At 46.8% G+C, this 15,421-nt stretch carries 16 protein-coding genes and 1 riboswitch; of the genes, 7 read left to right on the top strand and 9 right to left on the bottom strand.

Annotated features, from left to right (window positions below; all coding sequences use genetic code 11):
- Positions 1-255: 255 nt before the first annotated feature.
- From VT06_RS04565 to VT06_RS04575, 3 genes are all read left to right on the top strand, one after another.
- Positions 256-723, top strand: a complete 468-nt coding sequence (locus tag VT06_RS04565) for a hypothetical protein (protein ID WP_052750166.1) — start codon at positions 256-258, stop codon at positions 721-723.
- Between the two features lie 101 nt (positions 724-824).
- Positions 825-2,204: an NAD-dependent succinate-semialdehyde dehydrogenase gene (locus tag VT06_RS04570; protein WP_046553091.1), complete on the top strand. Its 1,380-nt coding sequence runs from the start codon at positions 825-827 to the stop codon at positions 2,202-2,204.
- A 123-nt stretch (positions 2,205-2,327) separates the two neighbouring features.
- Positions 2,328-2,999, top strand: coding sequence for a tRNA (adenine(22)-N(1))-methyltransferase TrmK (locus VT06_RS04575; protein WP_046553092.1), 672 nt, complete (start codon positions 2,328-2,330; stop codon positions 2,997-2,999).
- On the opposite strand, the gene VT06_RS04580 is transcribed toward VT06_RS04575, so the two are convergent.
- From VT06_RS04580 to VT06_RS18025, 4 genes are all read right to left on the bottom strand, one after another.
- Positions 2,992-3,363, bottom strand: a complete 372-nt coding sequence (locus VT06_RS04580; RefSeq protein ID WP_200897907.1) for a hypothetical protein — start codon at positions 3,361-3,363, stop codon at positions 2,992-2,994. The two genes, VT06_RS04575 and VT06_RS04580, sit on opposite strands and share 8 nt — an antisense overlap.
- 259 nt (positions 3,364-3,622) lie before the next feature.
- A complete protein-coding gene (locus VT06_RS04585) occupies positions 3,623-4,969 on the bottom strand; it encodes a DUF2254 domain-containing protein (RefSeq protein ID WP_046553094.1) in 1,347 nt (448 codons plus the stop codon).
- A gap of 12 nt (positions 4,970-4,981) precedes the next feature.
- A complete protein-coding gene (locus VT06_RS04590) occupies positions 4,982-5,287 on the bottom strand; it encodes a hypothetical protein (protein WP_046553095.1) in 306 nt (101 codons plus the stop codon).
- Between the two features lie 262 nt (positions 5,288-5,549).
- Positions 5,550-5,786 carry a hypothetical protein gene (locus tag VT06_RS18025; protein WP_152658975.1) on the bottom strand — a complete coding sequence of 79 codons (237 nt, stop codon included), beginning with the start codon at positions 5,784-5,786 and terminating at the stop codon, positions 5,550-5,552.
- A 247-nt stretch (positions 5,787-6,033) separates the two neighbouring features.
- Between VT06_RS18025 and VT06_RS04595 the strand changes: the two genes are divergently transcribed.
- Positions 6,034-6,477, top strand: a complete 444-nt coding sequence (locus VT06_RS04595; RefSeq protein WP_046553096.1) for a SirB2 family protein — start codon at positions 6,034-6,036, stop codon at positions 6,475-6,477.
- A gap of 86 nt (positions 6,478-6,563) precedes the next feature.
- Here the strand turns inward: VT06_RS04595 and VT06_RS04600 are convergent, their stop codons facing one another.
- Complete coding sequence (locus VT06_RS04600; RefSeq protein WP_046553097.1) at positions 6,564-9,734, bottom strand: amidohydrolase family protein; 3,171 nt, start codon at positions 9,732-9,734, stop codon at positions 6,564-6,566.
- Between the two features lie 131 nt (positions 9,735-9,865).
- On the opposite strand from VT06_RS04600, the gene VT06_RS04605 reads away from it, so the two are divergent.
- Complete coding sequence (locus VT06_RS04605) at positions 9,866-10,123, top strand: DUF1289 domain-containing protein (RefSeq protein ID WP_052750167.1); 258 nt, start codon at positions 9,866-9,868, stop codon at positions 10,121-10,123.
- Between the two features lie 9 nt (positions 10,124-10,132).
- Positions 10,133-11,677 carry a cation:proton antiporter gene (locus tag VT06_RS04610; protein WP_046553098.1) on the top strand — a complete coding sequence of 515 codons (1,545 nt, stop codon included), beginning with the start codon at positions 10,133-10,135 and terminating at the stop codon, positions 11,675-11,677.
- 92 nt (positions 11,678-11,769) lie between these two features.
- On the opposite strand, the gene VT06_RS04615 is transcribed toward VT06_RS04610, so the two are convergent.
- The 3 genes from VT06_RS04615 to glpK form a co-directional block, all read right to left on the bottom strand.
- Positions 11,770-12,141, bottom strand: a complete 372-nt coding sequence (locus VT06_RS04615; protein ID WP_046553099.1) for a DUF3718 domain-containing protein — start codon at positions 12,139-12,141, stop codon at positions 11,770-11,772.
- A 111-nt stretch (positions 12,142-12,252) separates the two neighbouring features.
- Positions 12,253-12,338: riboswitch (cyclic di-GMP riboswitch) on the bottom strand.
- An 88-nt stretch (positions 12,339-12,426) separates the two neighbouring features.
- Positions 12,427-13,059: a pyrrolidone-carboxylate peptidase gene (locus tag VT06_RS04620; protein ID WP_046553100.1), complete on the bottom strand. Its 633-nt coding sequence runs from the start codon at positions 13,057-13,059 to the stop codon at positions 12,427-12,429.
- Between the two features lie 64 nt (positions 13,060-13,123).
- The gene (gene glpK, locus VT06_RS04625; protein ID WP_046553101.1) at positions 13,124-14,611 is read right to left on the bottom strand and encodes a glycerol kinase GlpK; all 1,488 of its coding nucleotides are present in this window, start codon (positions 14,609-14,611) and stop codon (positions 13,124-13,126) included.
- A gap of 62 nt (positions 14,612-14,673) precedes the next feature.
- Between glpK and VT06_RS04630 the strand changes: the two genes are divergently transcribed.
- Complete coding sequence (locus tag VT06_RS04630) at positions 14,674-15,027, top strand: DUF1840 family protein (RefSeq protein ID WP_046553102.1); 354 nt, start codon at positions 14,674-14,676, stop codon at positions 15,025-15,027.
- Positions 15,028-15,044: 17 nt separating this feature from the next.
- Here the strand turns inward: VT06_RS04630 and VT06_RS04635 are convergent, their stop codons facing one another.
- A complete protein-coding gene (locus VT06_RS04635; RefSeq protein ID WP_152658976.1) occupies positions 15,045-15,374 on the bottom strand; it encodes a hypothetical protein in 330 nt (109 codons plus the stop codon).
- Positions 15,375-15,421: the final 47 nt, after the last annotated feature.

The following is a 15,421-nucleotide window of genomic DNA, read 5'->3' on the forward strand; positions in this document are numbered from 1 at the left end:
TGCGTTTGCTCATTGCTAACTGTGTCGCTCCGGTTGATTCGATAACCCATTCTTGTTGTAGTGTGTGGCATCGAACAGACAAAAGCTTTGGCATTACTAACAATGTTGATTACTTCCTGATAATGATATCTGTCTAAGGTACCTGAAAAATAGACAGGTCCGCTCAGTTAGCGATGAACCTTCTGAGGCGGTTTGCTTGTAGTGTGGCAAGCTCCATCTTACTTCATTTTTATCATGTAAAACTGGGTAACCCGTATGACAGCCAAACTATTCTCGCCAATACAGCGGGGAGGCATCAGCCTCTCCAATCGTATCGTTAAAGCACCCCTGACCAGCAATCAAGCAAATCTTGAAAGCGACATGCCAGGCGTCTATTCGAAAACTCAGACTGAAGCATGGAAAGTGGTAACCAACGCGGTGCATGAGAAAGCTGGACGAATATTCGTTCAGCTCTGGCATGTCGGCTGCATTTCCCACACCTCTTTGCAACCGGACGGGCAGTCACCTGTTGCGTCGTCTGCGATTGTGGCGGATGCAAAGACATTTATAGGCGACGGATTTGGGCCCGTATCGAAGCCTCGCGCGCTGGAAACCGCTGAGATTCCCTGGTTAGTGAACGATTTCTCGATTGTCCTTAAATCATCGCTCAGACCAGTATGGCGGGTCAGACGAGAACCCTACGCGCCCCTTAACGAGCTTGACCAAGTTGAGTGCAGGCAATGATACTGATCTTGAAACGCTTGACGCCCCTTCACGCGGTGACGTTGTAGGCTAAGTTTACCGTATGGACTATGCTTATCTTTTACCTATATTTAGGAGAACACATGACGAATATGCTTAAAACTATTAACCCTGCTTCTGGTAATAAGCTTAATACCTACAAAATAATGACCGACGACGCTGTGTTGAGCATCGTTGAAAATTGCCATACGGCGTTTCTTGATTGGCGTCATCAGTCACTCGAATATCGCGGTGACATCATCAAGAAAATTGGCCAGGCGTTACTTAACCGCAAGCATGAGCTTGCCCGTGTAATGACCGATGAGATGGGTAAACTTTTGCAGCAAAGCCTTGAGGAAGTTGAACTTTGCGCGGCTATTTGTGACTACACGGTCGCCAGTGCGCCAGAGCATCTTGCGTCAGAAAAGCGCGATCTCGGCGATGGACAATATGGCCTTATTTGCTATGAACCGATCGGGATTATTTTCGGCATTCAGCCCTGGAATTATCCGGCATATCAGGTTATCCGCTATTCAATCGCTAATCTAATGGCGGGAAATGGGGTGTTGCTCAAGCATGCGGAATCGGTAACAGGAACGGGGTTGCTGCTTGAAGAAATTTATCAAAGTGCAGGGCTGCCCGCCGCACTGTTCTCGGTGCTGCTTGTTGATCACGATCAATCAGAAACTGTTATTAAACACCGACGCGTGCGCGGCGTAACCCTGACTGGTAGCCCGGCGGCCGGGCGTATAGTGGGGCAGCAAGCGGCCGCTGAGCTAAAGAAAACGGTGCTTGAACTGGGCTCTAATGATGCTTACCTTGTGCTGGAAGATGCCGATTTAGAAAAAGCAGTTAAAATATGTGTTCAGGGGCGTATCTATAACAACGGTGAGACCTGCATTGCGGCAAAACGGTTTATTGTTGTGGACGCGATTTATGATCAGTTCCGTGATGCCTTCGTAAAAGCAATGCAACAGGTAAAAATGGGTGATCCGATGTCTGATACGGTCGACCTCGGACCAATGGCCCGACAAGATCTGCGCGATGACTTGCACCAACAAGTCGAAGAAAGTGTCGCAAAAGGAGCAAAAATTCTTTGTGGTGGCAACATTCCAGATTGCGCTGGCTTTTACTATCCAGCAACCGTGCTGGCAGAGGTATCCCCTGGCCAGCCTGCCTATGATGCTGAATTATTCGGGCCCGTTGCCTCGCTAATCCGCGCCGCAGACGCCACAGACGCCATGCGTATTGCCAATGACAGCCCCTTTGGCCTTGGTGGCGGTATTATTACGGAAGATACTGAACAAGCGATCGAATTAGCCACAAAGTATTTTGATACCGGCATGGTATTCATTAATGGCTTTGGTTTGGCTAACCCGAAAATGCCGTTTGGCGGCGTTAAAGATTCTGGCTATGGCCGCGAACATGGCGGCTTCGGTATGCGAGAGTTTGTTAATACCAAATCCGTTTTGGTAATGGGCTGAGCTAATAGCAATAGCATGGTGTCTTTAGGTGTTAGTTTTACGCTCAAGTGTTATTACTAACTTCGCTAAAGGCAATAAAACTATTACACTGTGCTCGTTTTTACCATTAACTAGGCTTGGTGCTTGAAACTCAGTAAACGATTACAGCAGATTGAACACATGGTAACCGCAGATTATAGCCATATTTGGGATTGTTGCTGTGATCATGGCTTTCTGGGGGCCGCTTTATTGTCCCGGCAAGCCGCTAACACCGTGCATTTTGTTGATATTGTTCCGCAGTTAATGGCTGAACTTAACAGCAAATTGTGCCAACATTACCCTAATTCACGCTGGCAAACGCACTGCTTAGATGCGGCAAGCTTACCCTTGGCAGATTATGAAGGAACACATTTAGTCATCATTGCCGGGGTAGGCGGGGATTTAATAATCCAGTTTGTAAAGGCTATTTATCAGCAATACCCAAGGTTAAACATTGAATTTTTGCTGTGTCCGGTATATCACCATTTTGCATTACGGCGCAGCTTAATTGAGCTTGAATTTAGTTTGCAACATGAAGCGTTAGTTGAAGATAATCAACGTTTTTATGAAATTATTCTGGTTTCATCGGCAGCTGATATCACCAGAAAAATCAGTGAGGTTGGCGACAAAATCTGGCATGCCAAATCAGTGCAGCAAGCTGAGATTACCGCCAACTACTTAGATAACACGCTTAACCACTACCAACGCATTCAGCAAGGCAACAACGCCAATGTGCAGCATATTATTGACGCTTATCGTTCGGTTAAGCTTAGTTAGCTAATAGCGTTGCCAGTAGTTCGTCTATTTCTATTTTAAAGTCTTTATCATCAATTTTATTAGCGCTGATTTTTGCATATTGCAGATTTTTTATCGCGGCATCAGTATGACCTAATTCAATTTGTAAGCTGGCCATAGAGAATGCGATAGAGGCGATATGCTCCTTTGAATTAATCGCGATGGCTTTTTCCAGCGCTTTTTCGTAACCAGCCAGTGCTTCATCAAATTGTTCGGTAAAGTCTGCAAGTGTTTCCCATTGTTCCGGGTGATCTTTGTTGGTATTTTCGTGTTCGGTGCAAAGTGCTTTCAGCTCTGCATAATGCAAAGCAAACGCTTCTTTATCACCTTTCTTGTCAGCAGCCATAAGCTTTTCTGCTAAGGTATATACTGACTTATATATTTTGGTATTAATCATTACCTATTACCTTTTCTCTACCACAAATAAAATTAACAACAAAATGTGCTCGCGCTAATATTACGCTTAGATGTAAATAAAGACAAAGCTAACAGCGAAATTAGCGCTGTAGAAAAAATTATACTAATAGTGTATTTCCATACTCGACGTGTCCGGCTTTGCTATAAACTACCTTGCCCCTTGAATCCTTTACGCGTGTAAATGTATTTCACATGTTAGGCTTTTCCGGTTCGCTGAGTAACTGGCGCGCCGCCTCGTAGTGCTCTTCCACCACCCGGCGGTCCTCGCTTTCCGACAATCCCTCGCTAGCTCCTCGGTTAATCATCTGGGCATGTCTTAAGAGCGCAGCGCGATCCTTTGCGCGATGTGCAAACTCAGCGACCACGGCAATCGTTTCCAGTAGGCGGATGGTCACTGCGGCGCAGGAGCGGCTATTCTGCCGAATTTGGTTGAACGCCGCGTCCGCGAATATCGAAAAGGAGACGGTAGGCGTAATCAACCGAAGCTGGTCCTGCTTGTCATGTCGATATGGCGATGGCATCCCGCGTTGAGCCAAGCGAGACAATGCGGACCCGAGGTGATCCACACACGCAACTGCCGTGAATGGGTCATTCACCCCGGTGGAAAGCGCCCGTACCGCGATCTCAACCAGTTGGTTGATTGTAAACTCGATGTCTTGGCGAGGAGTTCGCTCGTTGCCCAGTGTAAACGCGCAACGGATCTGAGCTATGAGCTCGTCAGTTGCAAGGCTTTCGGGCCAGACCAAGACCAGCGGCCGTTCGGCTACAACGTAATGTCCGGGCGCCCGTTCCAGCCGAAGCACCACATCCTTTTCTATGGCCAACGCCATCAGAACGTCCAAGTCGATGAACTGAAGGTAGCCGTCCCCCGTCGCACCAACCGGATGTGCCTCCTGGTCGAACGCGTTGATGAAGCTGGCGTCGGGCGGCGTTGCCGGAATCTGTGGAGCGCCCCGTCCGATCTGTTCCGGGAACAGGCGGGCGATCCCCTCCGTCAACTCCTTGCTGACTTGCGCTACGATTTCGTTGGCCTGAAGAGAAACGGATACGTGATGAATAAAGTAGATCAACACCGCTACACTCACCACCGCGAGTACCACGCCGAGCAAAACCGACAGATGAGGCACGAAGAAGACTTCTTCTACGCGGCGGATGGTGCGAAGAACGAGCAGGCAGTATAGGAAGGAGGCAATGAACGTGCCGAGCACCACCTGGGTCGTGGTATCGCGCATGAAGTTGCGGAGCATGCGCGGTCCAAATTGCGATGAGGCGAGCGACAGGGCGACCAAGGTCATGGAGAAAACCACTCCGGCGATGGTGATCATTGATCCGGCGATGGTCCCCATCATGGTGCTCGCCCCGGCTGCCCCTTGGACGAACGTCCAGCCCATGGTAAGCCGCAACCAGTCCGTCACTCGGGGATCGAAGGCGACAGCCACAAAGGCCAACGTTACCGCCCCGGCAGCCATGATGATTGGAATGAACCAGAAGCTGGAGCGGATGCGATCCAAATACTTGAAAATCTGTAATTTCACGACATCGTTACCTCATTCACTCGCATGCCTTCTGCGGCCTAACGCTTCATCGGTTAAGTCAATATTCTCAGGTAAAAACGGTTTTCTGTAGTCGAGTGTAAGTGCCACCCCCTCATCAAACCAAACAGGAATTTCTGTTAAGAAACGAATGAAACCAATTCGATGCTGGATTTCTGCATGAAGCCACTCATGAGAAATCACGTCAGTGTTCTGTCCTTTAGGTCCAATTACTATGCAGGAGCGCCATGGCATGCGATGCATCGAAGCTGTCTCGTTTGCTCCCCAATCTGCAGCACTATGTATGTCAGCAGTAATCACAAATCTCGGTGTCGATATCGGTTTACCATAAACATGACTAATTCGCTCTGAAGCCGATTCAACAAGTTCACTTATAATGTTGGCATTCGGTTCTGAAACATCATCCGCAATAAATACTCCACTATTGATCTGCTAGTAATTTAGTATTGGAAGTAAATCGCAGGCAAGTGCGTGTCTTTGAAAAAAAGCCCCAGTAAACACTAAGGATAGAACAAGAATAAATATTACGATGCCTGATTTGCGCACAATTTCTCCATGAAAGCTAACGTCCGCCACAAACGCGAGCAACTTGTTGCGAGTCGAGCGACCAAAGGGCGCGTTTTTGATAGCGATGGTGATGTTTGGCTATCACAGTTGCATACCAATTAACCACCCCCTGATCCATTGAAGTTGAGTATCCTAGTCCGGTGAAAAAATTTAAAAGAATAGTGAAACACAAGCCTGCCAATGGCAGAGTTGCCAACATGGTAATTCTTTTCTTTGTCATCCACTTACTCATTTGAATACTCCCTTAAAACATAAAGTTTATCGGGCGCAAAGACCCGTATTTAAACACGGGTTTTTCTGACTAACAAGCAAGCGTGATATTTTTCTAATTGCGGTTTACTTAACTTATGATAATTGCGAGGCGGGTGATACCGAGGTTGTAGTTGCAAAATAAAGCAACACAGCTAGTTTTGTCTGAGTCAAAAAACGATATACTGACAGGCTAAATAGTATAAAAAATAGCATTAGGGATAAATAACATGTACATGATAATAAAACATACCCATTTAACGATAATCGCGCTGACGTTACTGTTTTTTCTTATTAATTTTTTACTAACCATTAAAGGCTCAGACAAGGTTAATATTAAACTACTGAAAATTGGCCCACATATTTTATATACCCTTTTTATTGCCACGGCTATTTATCTGGTGGTGGTTAATCCGCTTAACTTGTATCCGTTTGTTAATGGTTGGGCGTCGTCTAAATTAGCCGGTTTTGTTATGTATGTACTGTCTATTATGTTTGCGCTGAAGTGGGCAAAATCAAATATATGGCGTTTTGTCGGGTTTATTAGTGCAATATTTTGGTTTGTGATGAGTGCCAAGCTGGCGTATGCCGACAGGCTTAAAGTAAAAGGCCTTAATGAAGATACCAATAGCTATATTGAACTAGTACAGTCGGTGTTGGTGGCAGTAAGTTAGGTTTGTTGTAACACTTTACTTCAGAATAATCCCCACCTCTAACTAATAGAGGTGGGGGAACTATATAACTGTTATTTCGATAACTGTTACTTCGGTTCAAACTCAAACGGCTGGCGCTTGCGCTCACGTAAACCAATTTCGTTCATGCTAGCTGCATCAAATAAACGGCCATTCACCATGGTATACACTACCTTATCGCTAACGCGGATATCGGCCAGTGGGTTACCGTCAATGACAATTAAGTCGGCCAGTTTACCAACCTCAATGCTACCTAACTGATGGTCCATGCCAAAGGTTTTTGCCGGGTTAATGGTGGCGGTTTTTAGTGCTTCCAGCGGGCTCATACCGCCCTGGGCAAACATCCATATTTCCCAGTGCGCGCCTAACCCCTCACGTTGGCCATGCGCACCGATATTAGTAACAACCCCTAAATCACTTAGCTGCTTGGCCGTTTTTACTACTTCAAAATGATTGTAATGATGCTCAGGCGCAGTAGGGCGGCGCATGCTGCGTGGTGCCAGTACGTCCATTGGCACAAATTGGCTTAAGCGCGGATGTTTCCACACTTCGGTTTTGTCGTACCAGTAGTTTTCGCCCCAAATACCGCCATAGGCCACGTTTAAAGTAGGGGTGTAGGCAGTGCCACTGGCTTGCCATAGTTGCTTAATGTCGTCATACACCCGGGCCGCTGGCAGGGCGTGTTCAATAGTAGTATGGCCATCTACAATCATGGTTAAGTTATGCTGCATTAATGAGCCACCTTCGGGTACTACCATCATACCCAACTCTCGTGCTGCCTGAATAACCTGCTGGCGCTGATTACGCCGTGGTTGGTTATAGCTTTTTACACTAAAAGCACCCACTTTTTGTAACCGCTCTAAATGAAATTTAGCATCGTCCAAGCTGTCAATATGTGAGGTGTAACCGGCGCCTTCTGCTCCGTATAAAATAGTACCGGTAGAGAAAATACGCGGGCCAACAATTTGGCCGCTTTGCTGCAGCTCACTGGCTGAAAATATCTCGCGGGTATCGTTCGAGGGGTCGTGAATACTGGTAACCCCAAAGGTTAAGCCGGCATAGTTTTGCCAGTTTTGTTGCGGGGTAATTTGCTGGTTACCTTGGCTGCCATGGGCGTGGGCGTCGAATAACCCCGGCATAATGGTTTTGCCGCTAATATCGAACACCTTAGCGTTGCCGGGCACGGCAATGTCAGCCCGGCGGCCAACCGCTATAATTTTGTTATTTTCAACAATAACCACGCCATCTTCGATAACCTCATCGCCTTTCATGCTAAGCACCTGGCCACCCACAAAGGCAACCATGCCGCGTGGGATATCGGCCGGCGTTTTAAAGCCAAGATTAATACCGGTAGCCACCTTAAAGTCGTCACTGCTGGCGCTATCGAACAGGCCGTTTATGCTGGCATGATACAGCTCAGGTCCTAAGCTCCAATACAGATTACGGCTGTCACCACTCCAGCTAATATGCTCACCCGCCCGCACCGACAGCTGCTTTACCGGCAGCTGCTTATCGTTGCCACTGATATCAATGGCTTGGCCGCGCTGCATAAAGGGTGTCACAAACACTTTAAAACGGTCAGCAAAGGCCAGATACTTACCATCGGGAGATAGTGTAAATTCAGTACCAAATTTGGCGGTATACAGGGTTTGCTGGCTAAGTTTTTGTAAATCAATACTGATAAAGCTGGGTGAACCAGCATAATCCATCGCATAAACGATGTCATTGCTGGCGCCGAACATTGGCGAGCGGCCATTACGGGCAATTAGTTTGCTGTTGCCACCCTTATGGCTAATTTGGTACAAGCCGGTATTCAATGACCACTGGCGCGGTAATAAACTGCCGGCACCAATTTTACGGTACACCACCGTTTTACCATCCGGGCTTAGAGTAGGTTCAATGTATTTACCTGGCTCGCTGGTTAATTTAGTTACCCGGCCGTTTCGCAGGTTAAGCAGGTTAACTGCGCCCTGGGTTTGGTCATTCCAGCTAACAAATACCAGCTCTTTTCCATCGCGGGAAAACGAAGGGTAAAATTCAAAGTCGGTACTTTGTTTGGTTAGCCGTCGTGGTTTCGGATCGCTTAAGTCGGTAATGTATAAATGGCCTAACGCAGTAAATACCGCTTGTTTGCCATCAGGTGATATTTGCACAAAGCGCAGCATTTTTACGTCAACATCGGTTTTATCCAAATCCTGCGTAACCCGCAGTGCGGTTTGAATTTGTTTGCTGGTATTCACTTCAAACGGCACCGTTGTTACTGCTTTATTAGCAATAGTCAGCCGTTTAATTTCACCGCCAGCCCAAAAAAACAGCGCTTGGTTGTCTGGGCTCCAACTTAGGGTAGGGTACACACCATGAATGGCCCAGGTTTCTTGCATGTCGCGATCCAAGCCATCATATAACTTAATGTGCTCGCCACTGCTTAAGTCATATAAAAACAAGGTGCTTTGAAAATCTACCCGGCGAATATAGGCCAAATATTTGCCATCGGCTGAAGGGGTTGGCCGAATAGCACCCCCAGCGCCGCCAATCAGCTCTTCAATTTTACCGGTATTGCGCTCAAAGCGTTTAATAACATAAATGCCCGACTCTGAATCTTTGCTGTAATGAAAGGTTTTACCCGGGGTGTCGTCTTGTGAAAAGTAAATATATTTGCCGTCATTGGAAAACGCCGGCTCGCCTAAATCTTTCTGATCATTAGCCCGCTCGGTTAGCATTACACCATTGCCGCCGCTAACATGGTATTGCCATACCTCACCGGCACCTAGCGAACGGCTGGCCGTGAAGTGTTTACGAGCAACAATAAATTGGCCATCGGGGCTCCAGGCCGGGCTGTTCAGTAAGCGAAAGGTTTCATTAGTCACGGCGCGTGGCTTTGTGCCATCGGCGTTCATTAGCCAAATATTGTCGCCACCGGCACGGTCACTGGTAAAGGCGATGGTGTTACCATCCGGGCTAAATACCGGCTGCATATTCCAGGCTATATCGTTAGTTAAGGCGGTTGCTTTACCGCCGCTAATGGGCATGGTGTAAATATCGCCCAGTAAGTCAAACGCCAGTGTTTTACCATCCGGGCTTACGGTGATATTCATCCAACTACCTTGCTGCACATTTATACCAACTGTTTCAAACTGGCCTTGTGGCGCACTCACATCCCAGGTTGGCGCGTTGTCTTCGGCGTGTAGCATAAAACTGGCAATAGTTAGCGCCAGTAAACAGGGTTTAAATACTGTCATTAATAGGTTCCTGTGGCTTTTTTGATTATGGTTAGCACTGTTGATTTTAACCAGATTGGCATAAACTGCCGGTAAAGTTAAGCCTTAGCGCTAGCTAATAGGATAAGAATACTGCAGGAGTCGATAGAATTATGCTGGAATCACCGTGTATTGCCAGTTGTCGCTTAAACCGTGATAAATTGTGTGTTGGCTGTTTTCGACATATTACTGAAATTGTTGATTGGAATAGACGATCTGATAGCGAAAATATGGCAATACTACAAAAAATTACGCAGCGTAAAGCCAATGCAGAATTAGCCGGCAGTGAGCTGGAAGCCACCACCGCCATTACTCAGGCTGAGTGGCAGGCAGCTAAAGCGGCTGTGCGCATAAAGTATGAGAACGAATAGGAATAATAAATGCTTGAAGCTGTTTGGATTGGGTTTGCGTTTTCTTTAGGCTTACTAGTGCGACTTATCGGTTTACCGCCATTAATTGGCTACTTATTGGCAGGTTTTGTTATTTCTGCTACAGCCAGCGAAATGAGCTTGCCGGCTGAAGGCCCCTCTATTATTCATCATGTGGCACATTTGGGTGTATTGCTGCTGTTATTTACCGTGGGGTTAAAATTAAATGTCCGAAGCTTAGCTAAGGCTGAGGTACTCGGTGGTGGTACCTTGCACTTTGGCTTATCGATATTGTTAACGCTACCCGCCGTTTTGTTTATCTTTGATGTTAGCTGGTATCAGGCGCTGATGCTGGCAATCGCTCTGGCATTTTCAAGTACAGTGCTGGCCGCCAAAGTGCTGGAAAGTAAACGCGAACTGCGGGCATTTCATGGTCGGGTTGCCATTGGTATTCTTATTATTCAGGATTTACTAGCACTGTTGGTGATGAGCCTGGCCAGTGGCAATGTCCCTTCAGCCTGGGCATTGCTGGTGTTCGCATTACCGTTACTGCGGCCAGTACTGTATAAGATCTTAGATGTAAGTGGCCATGAAGATCTGTTAATTCTGTTTGGCTTGTTACTGGCATTAGTTATTGGCGGTAAGGGCTTTGAGTTAGTCGGGCTAAGTTCTGAGCTGGGAGCGCTGGTGTTTGGTGCTATGCTGGCTAAACATCCACGAGCCGGTGAATTATCTAAGTCGTTGTGGAGTATTAAAGAGTTTTTCTTGGTAGGGTTTTTTCTGCAAATTGGTATTGATGGTTTGCCTGATGCCAATGCCTGGTTATTTGCCGGGGTAATGACCTTATTATTGCCGATAAAAGCACTGTTGTTTTTCCTGTTGCTGGTATGGTTTAAATTGCGTGCCCGTAGTGCTTTTTTAACCAGTCTGAGCCTAACAAATTATAGTGAATTTGGCTTAATTGTTGCCAGTGTAGTATTGCCCGAATGGTTAGTACCCTTGGCGTTAACGGTGGCTATTTCGTTTGTCATATCGGCACCGTTAAACCGTTTAGCCCATCCATTGTATGACCGCTTGTGTAACCGGTTGTTAAAATTTGAACGTAATAGTCATCATCCGGACGAGCAACCAGTATCTTTAGGTGATGCTGAAGTCTTAATTATGGGCATGGGCCGAACTGGCACGTCAGCCTATAATTATTTAAAAGCCAGCCGTAATATTATTGCCATGGACTCCGATCCGGCTAAAGTAGCCGATCATCAACTTGCAGGCATTAATATTTTTTATGCAGATGCTGAAGATCAGGTGTTTTGGCAAGGACTGGATTTTGGCAAGGTAGAAGCCGTTATCCTGAGTATGAATGACGTAGAAGCGAAGGTAATTGCCGCCAAAAAATTACGAATAGCCGGTTTTAATGGCTTTATTGTCTCACATAGCATGCATAATGATGAAGCACGTGACATTATTGCAGCTGGTGCCGATCAGACCTATCTTACTATGGCGGAAGCGGGAGTGGGTATTGCCGAGCACGTTAAGCAGCAATGCTTTACTTCATAAGCTTGAGACTGCAAAAAGGCATTAGCTACAATAAATAAAGCGCCAATCTGGCGCCTTATTTTGTAAATTATTTATTTACCGTAGTGAGTAACTTAGCTTGCGCTACGCTCTTTAATGGCATTAATTACCGGTGATGCGGCAAAGCCGTTGCTTTGCGCCCACTCAGCGTCGCCAGAAGCTGCAACCACACTGCCGGGTAACTGCTTGATCATAAACTCAGCAGTTTCATTGGCATTGTGTTTAATAGCATGACGCACTAATGGCAAGCCATCGCAAACTACACCACTATATACTGACGACAAACGAATACGGTTGTCGCTTAGTACTTTACGCAGGTTATTGCGGCTGTCAGCAGCTACATATGAGCAAATAGACGCGGCTAATTGCTCGTCGGCGGCAACGGGAGAACTTACAAAGGAGGTTGTCAGGATAACAGCGGCTAAAGCGATAAAGTGGGTTTTCATATTCAAGCTCCGTATTAAGTCAGTTGACGTTCATTGTTAGCAATGCAGTTGCTGTTCACGAAAGGCCAAGCGTTTAACTCTGGACGAAACAGAATAAACATCGCTATGTGCGATGGCAGCCCAGCTATCGTAGGGTTTCCCCGTTAGACCTGAAGCTTTGCGTGATCATCTTTTCAGATGTCTTGCCTTTCGAATCAGCGCATCTTAAGGAATGGCTAAATATTATGCAAGCACTAAATGTTTCAGAACAATAATAACCGTATTGAATACGCCAGAGCGCAGTGCTTACGCGATTAATTGATCAGTTTGTTGCAGTAAACTTATTTCAATACAGATTTTCAGGGCGTTAATTTGAGTGTCCAACGCCATGCTGGCAACGTCAATTTTACCTATTACCTGCAGTGGCAAATAAGGTAAGTTAATAAAGCCGCCTTTAATACTGGCATAGTGGTTTTTTATTAAATGCATTAAACCGTAAAAGCTGTGGTTACCGACATCACAACCCGCAGATAATGATAGCTGGGCTGGGATATGCTGTAAATGTAGCGCGGCTAATATGGCATTGATGGGCAAATTACTAAAATAGGCAGCCGGACCGTGAGATGCGGTAAGGCTGTCGCGTGGTTGCTGGCCACAGCTATCGGCAGTGCCGGCGTTGATATAATTACTGGCTATTTTTTCCAGCTTTAGCCCGCTGCAAGCTGCCTGGCCCAGCATAATCACCAGCACCGGTTTTAGTTGGGTAATCGCTTTTTCCAGCGCCAGTAAACTTTGTTTAAAGACACAGGGTAATTGCAGCGCGGTTATTGTTACTTCGCCATCACACTGCCAGCCGTTAAGTGCATTAGCCACCTGCCACGAGGTGTTCAGTGTTTCGCCGGCCAAGGGAGCAAACCCGGTGATCAGTACATTAACCATATTGTGGTCCTGTAACGTGGATAGTCGCAAAACTCTGCAGACATTGTTGCTTGGATAGTCACTACTATAACTGCTGCGTTAATACGGCGGCAACTGTTGTTTGCCAGCGTTGATATAAGCGGGTTTGTTCGGTTAACGTTATGGCCGGGCTAAACTGCCAGTCTGCTTGCCAAATGTTACTTATATCGGCAATGCCGGTGTAATCGCCCAGGCTTAACGCGGCTAAAAATGCCACACCAAAGGCGGTGGCGTCAGTGGTATTGCAGCGCTGCACGGGTTGTTGGCATAGGTCAGCCAGTGCTTGCAAAAACCAGCGATTGCTGGTCATGCCGCCATCTACCCTTAATTGTGCAACGCTAATACCGTCCAGGCGCATGGCGTTAAGTAAATCAGCAGTTTGATAGGCTACGCTACAAAGTGCGGCGGTAGCCAGTTGCACTTTACCGGTATTGCGGGTCATACCAAATAACGCTGCTTTTGCCTCTGGTTGCCAATAAGGCGCCCCCAGCCCGGTAAAAGCCGGTATAAGCAATTCTGTTTGTTGGTAACTGCTTTGGCTGGCCAGAGCTTCACTATCACTGGCCTGGTTAATAATGCCCAGTTTATCGCGCAACCACTGCACGGTAGCGCCGGCCATAAAAATACTGCCTTCCAGCGCATAGGTAGCCTTGCCTTGCAGTTGCCAGGCTAAGGTAGTTAATAACTGGTTGTTACTTTGAATAATGCTGTTGCCAGTATTGACCATGGCGAAGCAACCGGTGCCATAGGTGCTTTTTAACATGCCGGGGGTAACACACGCCTGCCCCAGCAGCGCAGCCTGTTGATCGCCCAGTATCGCCATAACCGGAATGGCCGCGCCCAGCACAGCCACTGAACTAAAGCCAAATAATCCGGCGCTGTCCTTCACTTCAGGCAGCAAGCTTGCCGGTATGTTAAACAATTGCAGCAGTTCATTATCCCAGCTTTGGCTGTGTAAATTATACAGCGCGGTGCGACTGGCATTACTGGCATCGGTAGCATGCACTTTGCCCGAGGTAAGTTGCCATAAAATAAAGCTATCAATAGTGCCAAAGCGAAGCTTGCCCGCTGCTGCGCGGGCTCGTGCCTCTGGAATGTTATCCAGTAACCAGGCAATTTTGCTGGCGGAAAAATAAGGGTCAGCCCGTAAACCAGTTTTTTGACTAATTATGCTCTGTGTGCCACGTTGTTGCAGTTCACGGCAATAGGCTGCCGTGCGCCGGTCTTGCCAGACTATGGCGTTGGCAATTGGCTCACCGCTGTCTTTATCCCAAAGCACGGTTGTTTCACGTTGGTTACTAATAGCAATAGCAGCGATATCAAAGAGCGTGACGTTAGCTTTTTCCAGTACATTCTTTATACAACTGATGACACTTTGCCATATTTGCACGGGGTCTTGTTCAACCCAGCCAGCTTGCGGGTAGCTTAAAGTAAGCTCTTGCTGGCTTATGGCTAAGGCCTGTAGCTGTCGGTTAAAAATAATTGCCCGGCTAGAAGTAGTGCCTTGATCAATAGCGAGAATAAATTTGGTCATGGTATCGACTAAAAGTAAGGTATGCTTAACGTCAGAGTAGCAGCAAACAATAAGGCGGCACCATGATTACCTTTAAAAGCAAAGTAAGCGGTGATATTAATTACCATACTAAGGTTGGTTTAGCATTGCTTACCATGATGGGACGGGACCACAAGGTGCCAAGTGCAATGTATGCCAATGACATACCTGCAGCGTTAAGCCGATTACAGCTTGAACTGGCTAAAGCAGCTGAAGCAGCAGCCGAAGATGCCACGGCGGCGGCCGAACAACAGGAAAAAGCGTCGCAGGCAGAAAGCCAGCGGAGCAATAACGAGGAAGAAAAAACAGATCCGATAAGTTTAACCGTGCGCGCCGAGCCGCTGCTAAAACTATTGCAACAAGCGCAGCAGGCTAATGTTGGACTGATGTGGGAATAATAAAGCCACGTTCATAATTAACTTGGGTGCGGGACGACTTTACATTGCAATAATTGCTTTTTAAAGTCGTTTATTTGCTGCTGAGTGTCTGCTGAAACAGCACCTGCGGCAAGCATCGTTTCAAAAATAGCAAATTGCTGGTCAATTTGGTCCAGTTCACATTTACATTCTGCTTTAATAGCCCCTGGGCTATAGCCTTTGCTGTTCAGCACTTCAACACAACGCTCTAGATAACCATCAAGCAGCTGCTGTTTGACGTCGGTAGTTGAGGCAACTGCTGTTGGACAGTACCAGATGGTAAAAAGAATAGCCGCCATAATAGCGCGCGGTGTGAAAAATGTTTTCATCGGCGTGTCAGATACCATTTAACTGTGATTATAGTGTAGATAGTAGC

Origin of the sequence: Arsukibacterium sp. MJ3, assembly GCF_000987765.1 — a bacterium.
GTDB lineage: Bacteria > Pseudomonadota > Gammaproteobacteria > Enterobacterales > Alteromonadaceae > Alishewanella.

Bases quoted from the DNA above. Each gene is read 5' to 3' on its own strand.
- VT06_RS04600 (WP_046553097.1), bottom strand. From the start codon at position 9,734: ATGACAGTATTTAAACCCTGTTTACTGGCGCTAACTATTGCCAGTTTT.
- VT06_RS04565 (WP_052750166.1), top strand. From the start codon at position 256: ATGACAGCCAAACTATTCTCGCCAATACAGCGGGGAGGCATCAGCCTC.
- VT06_RS04570 (WP_046553091.1), top strand. From the start codon at position 825: ATGACGAATATGCTTAAAACTATTAACCCTGCTTCTGGTAATAAGCTT.
- VT06_RS04605 (WP_052750167.1), top strand. From the start codon at position 9,866: ATGCTGGAATCACCGTGTATTGCCAGTTGTCGCTTAAACCGTGATAAA.
- VT06_RS04580 (WP_200897907.1), bottom strand. From the start codon at position 3,363: ATGGCTGCTGACAAGAAAGGTGATAAAGAAGCGTTTGCTTTGCATTAT.
- glpK (WP_046553101.1), bottom strand. From the start codon at position 14,611: ATGACCAAATTTATTCTCGCTATTGATCAAGGCACTACTTCTAGCCGG.
- VT06_RS04610 (WP_046553098.1), top strand. From the start codon at position 10,133: ATGCTTGAAGCTGTTTGGATTGGGTTTGCGTTTTCTTTAGGCTTACTA.
- VT06_RS04635 (WP_152658976.1), bottom strand. From the start codon at position 15,374: ATGAAAACATTTTTCACACCGCGCGCTATTATGGCGGCTATTCTTTTT.
- VT06_RS04595 (WP_046553096.1), top strand. From the start codon at position 6,034: ATGTACATGATAATAAAACATACCCATTTAACGATAATCGCGCTGACG.
- VT06_RS04630 (WP_046553102.1), top strand. From the start codon at position 14,674: ATGATTACCTTTAAAAGCAAAGTAAGCGGTGATATTAATTACCATACT.
- VT06_RS04615 (WP_046553099.1), bottom strand. From the start codon at position 12,141: ATGAAAACCCACTTTATCGCTTTAGCCGCTGTTATCCTGACAACCTCC.
- VT06_RS04620 (WP_046553100.1), bottom strand. From the start codon at position 13,059: ATGGTTAATGTACTGATCACCGGGTTTGCTCCCTTGGCCGGCGAAACA.
- VT06_RS18025 (WP_152658975.1), bottom strand. From the start codon at position 5,786: ATGAGTAAGTGGATGACAAAGAAAAGAATTACCATGTTGGCAACTCTG.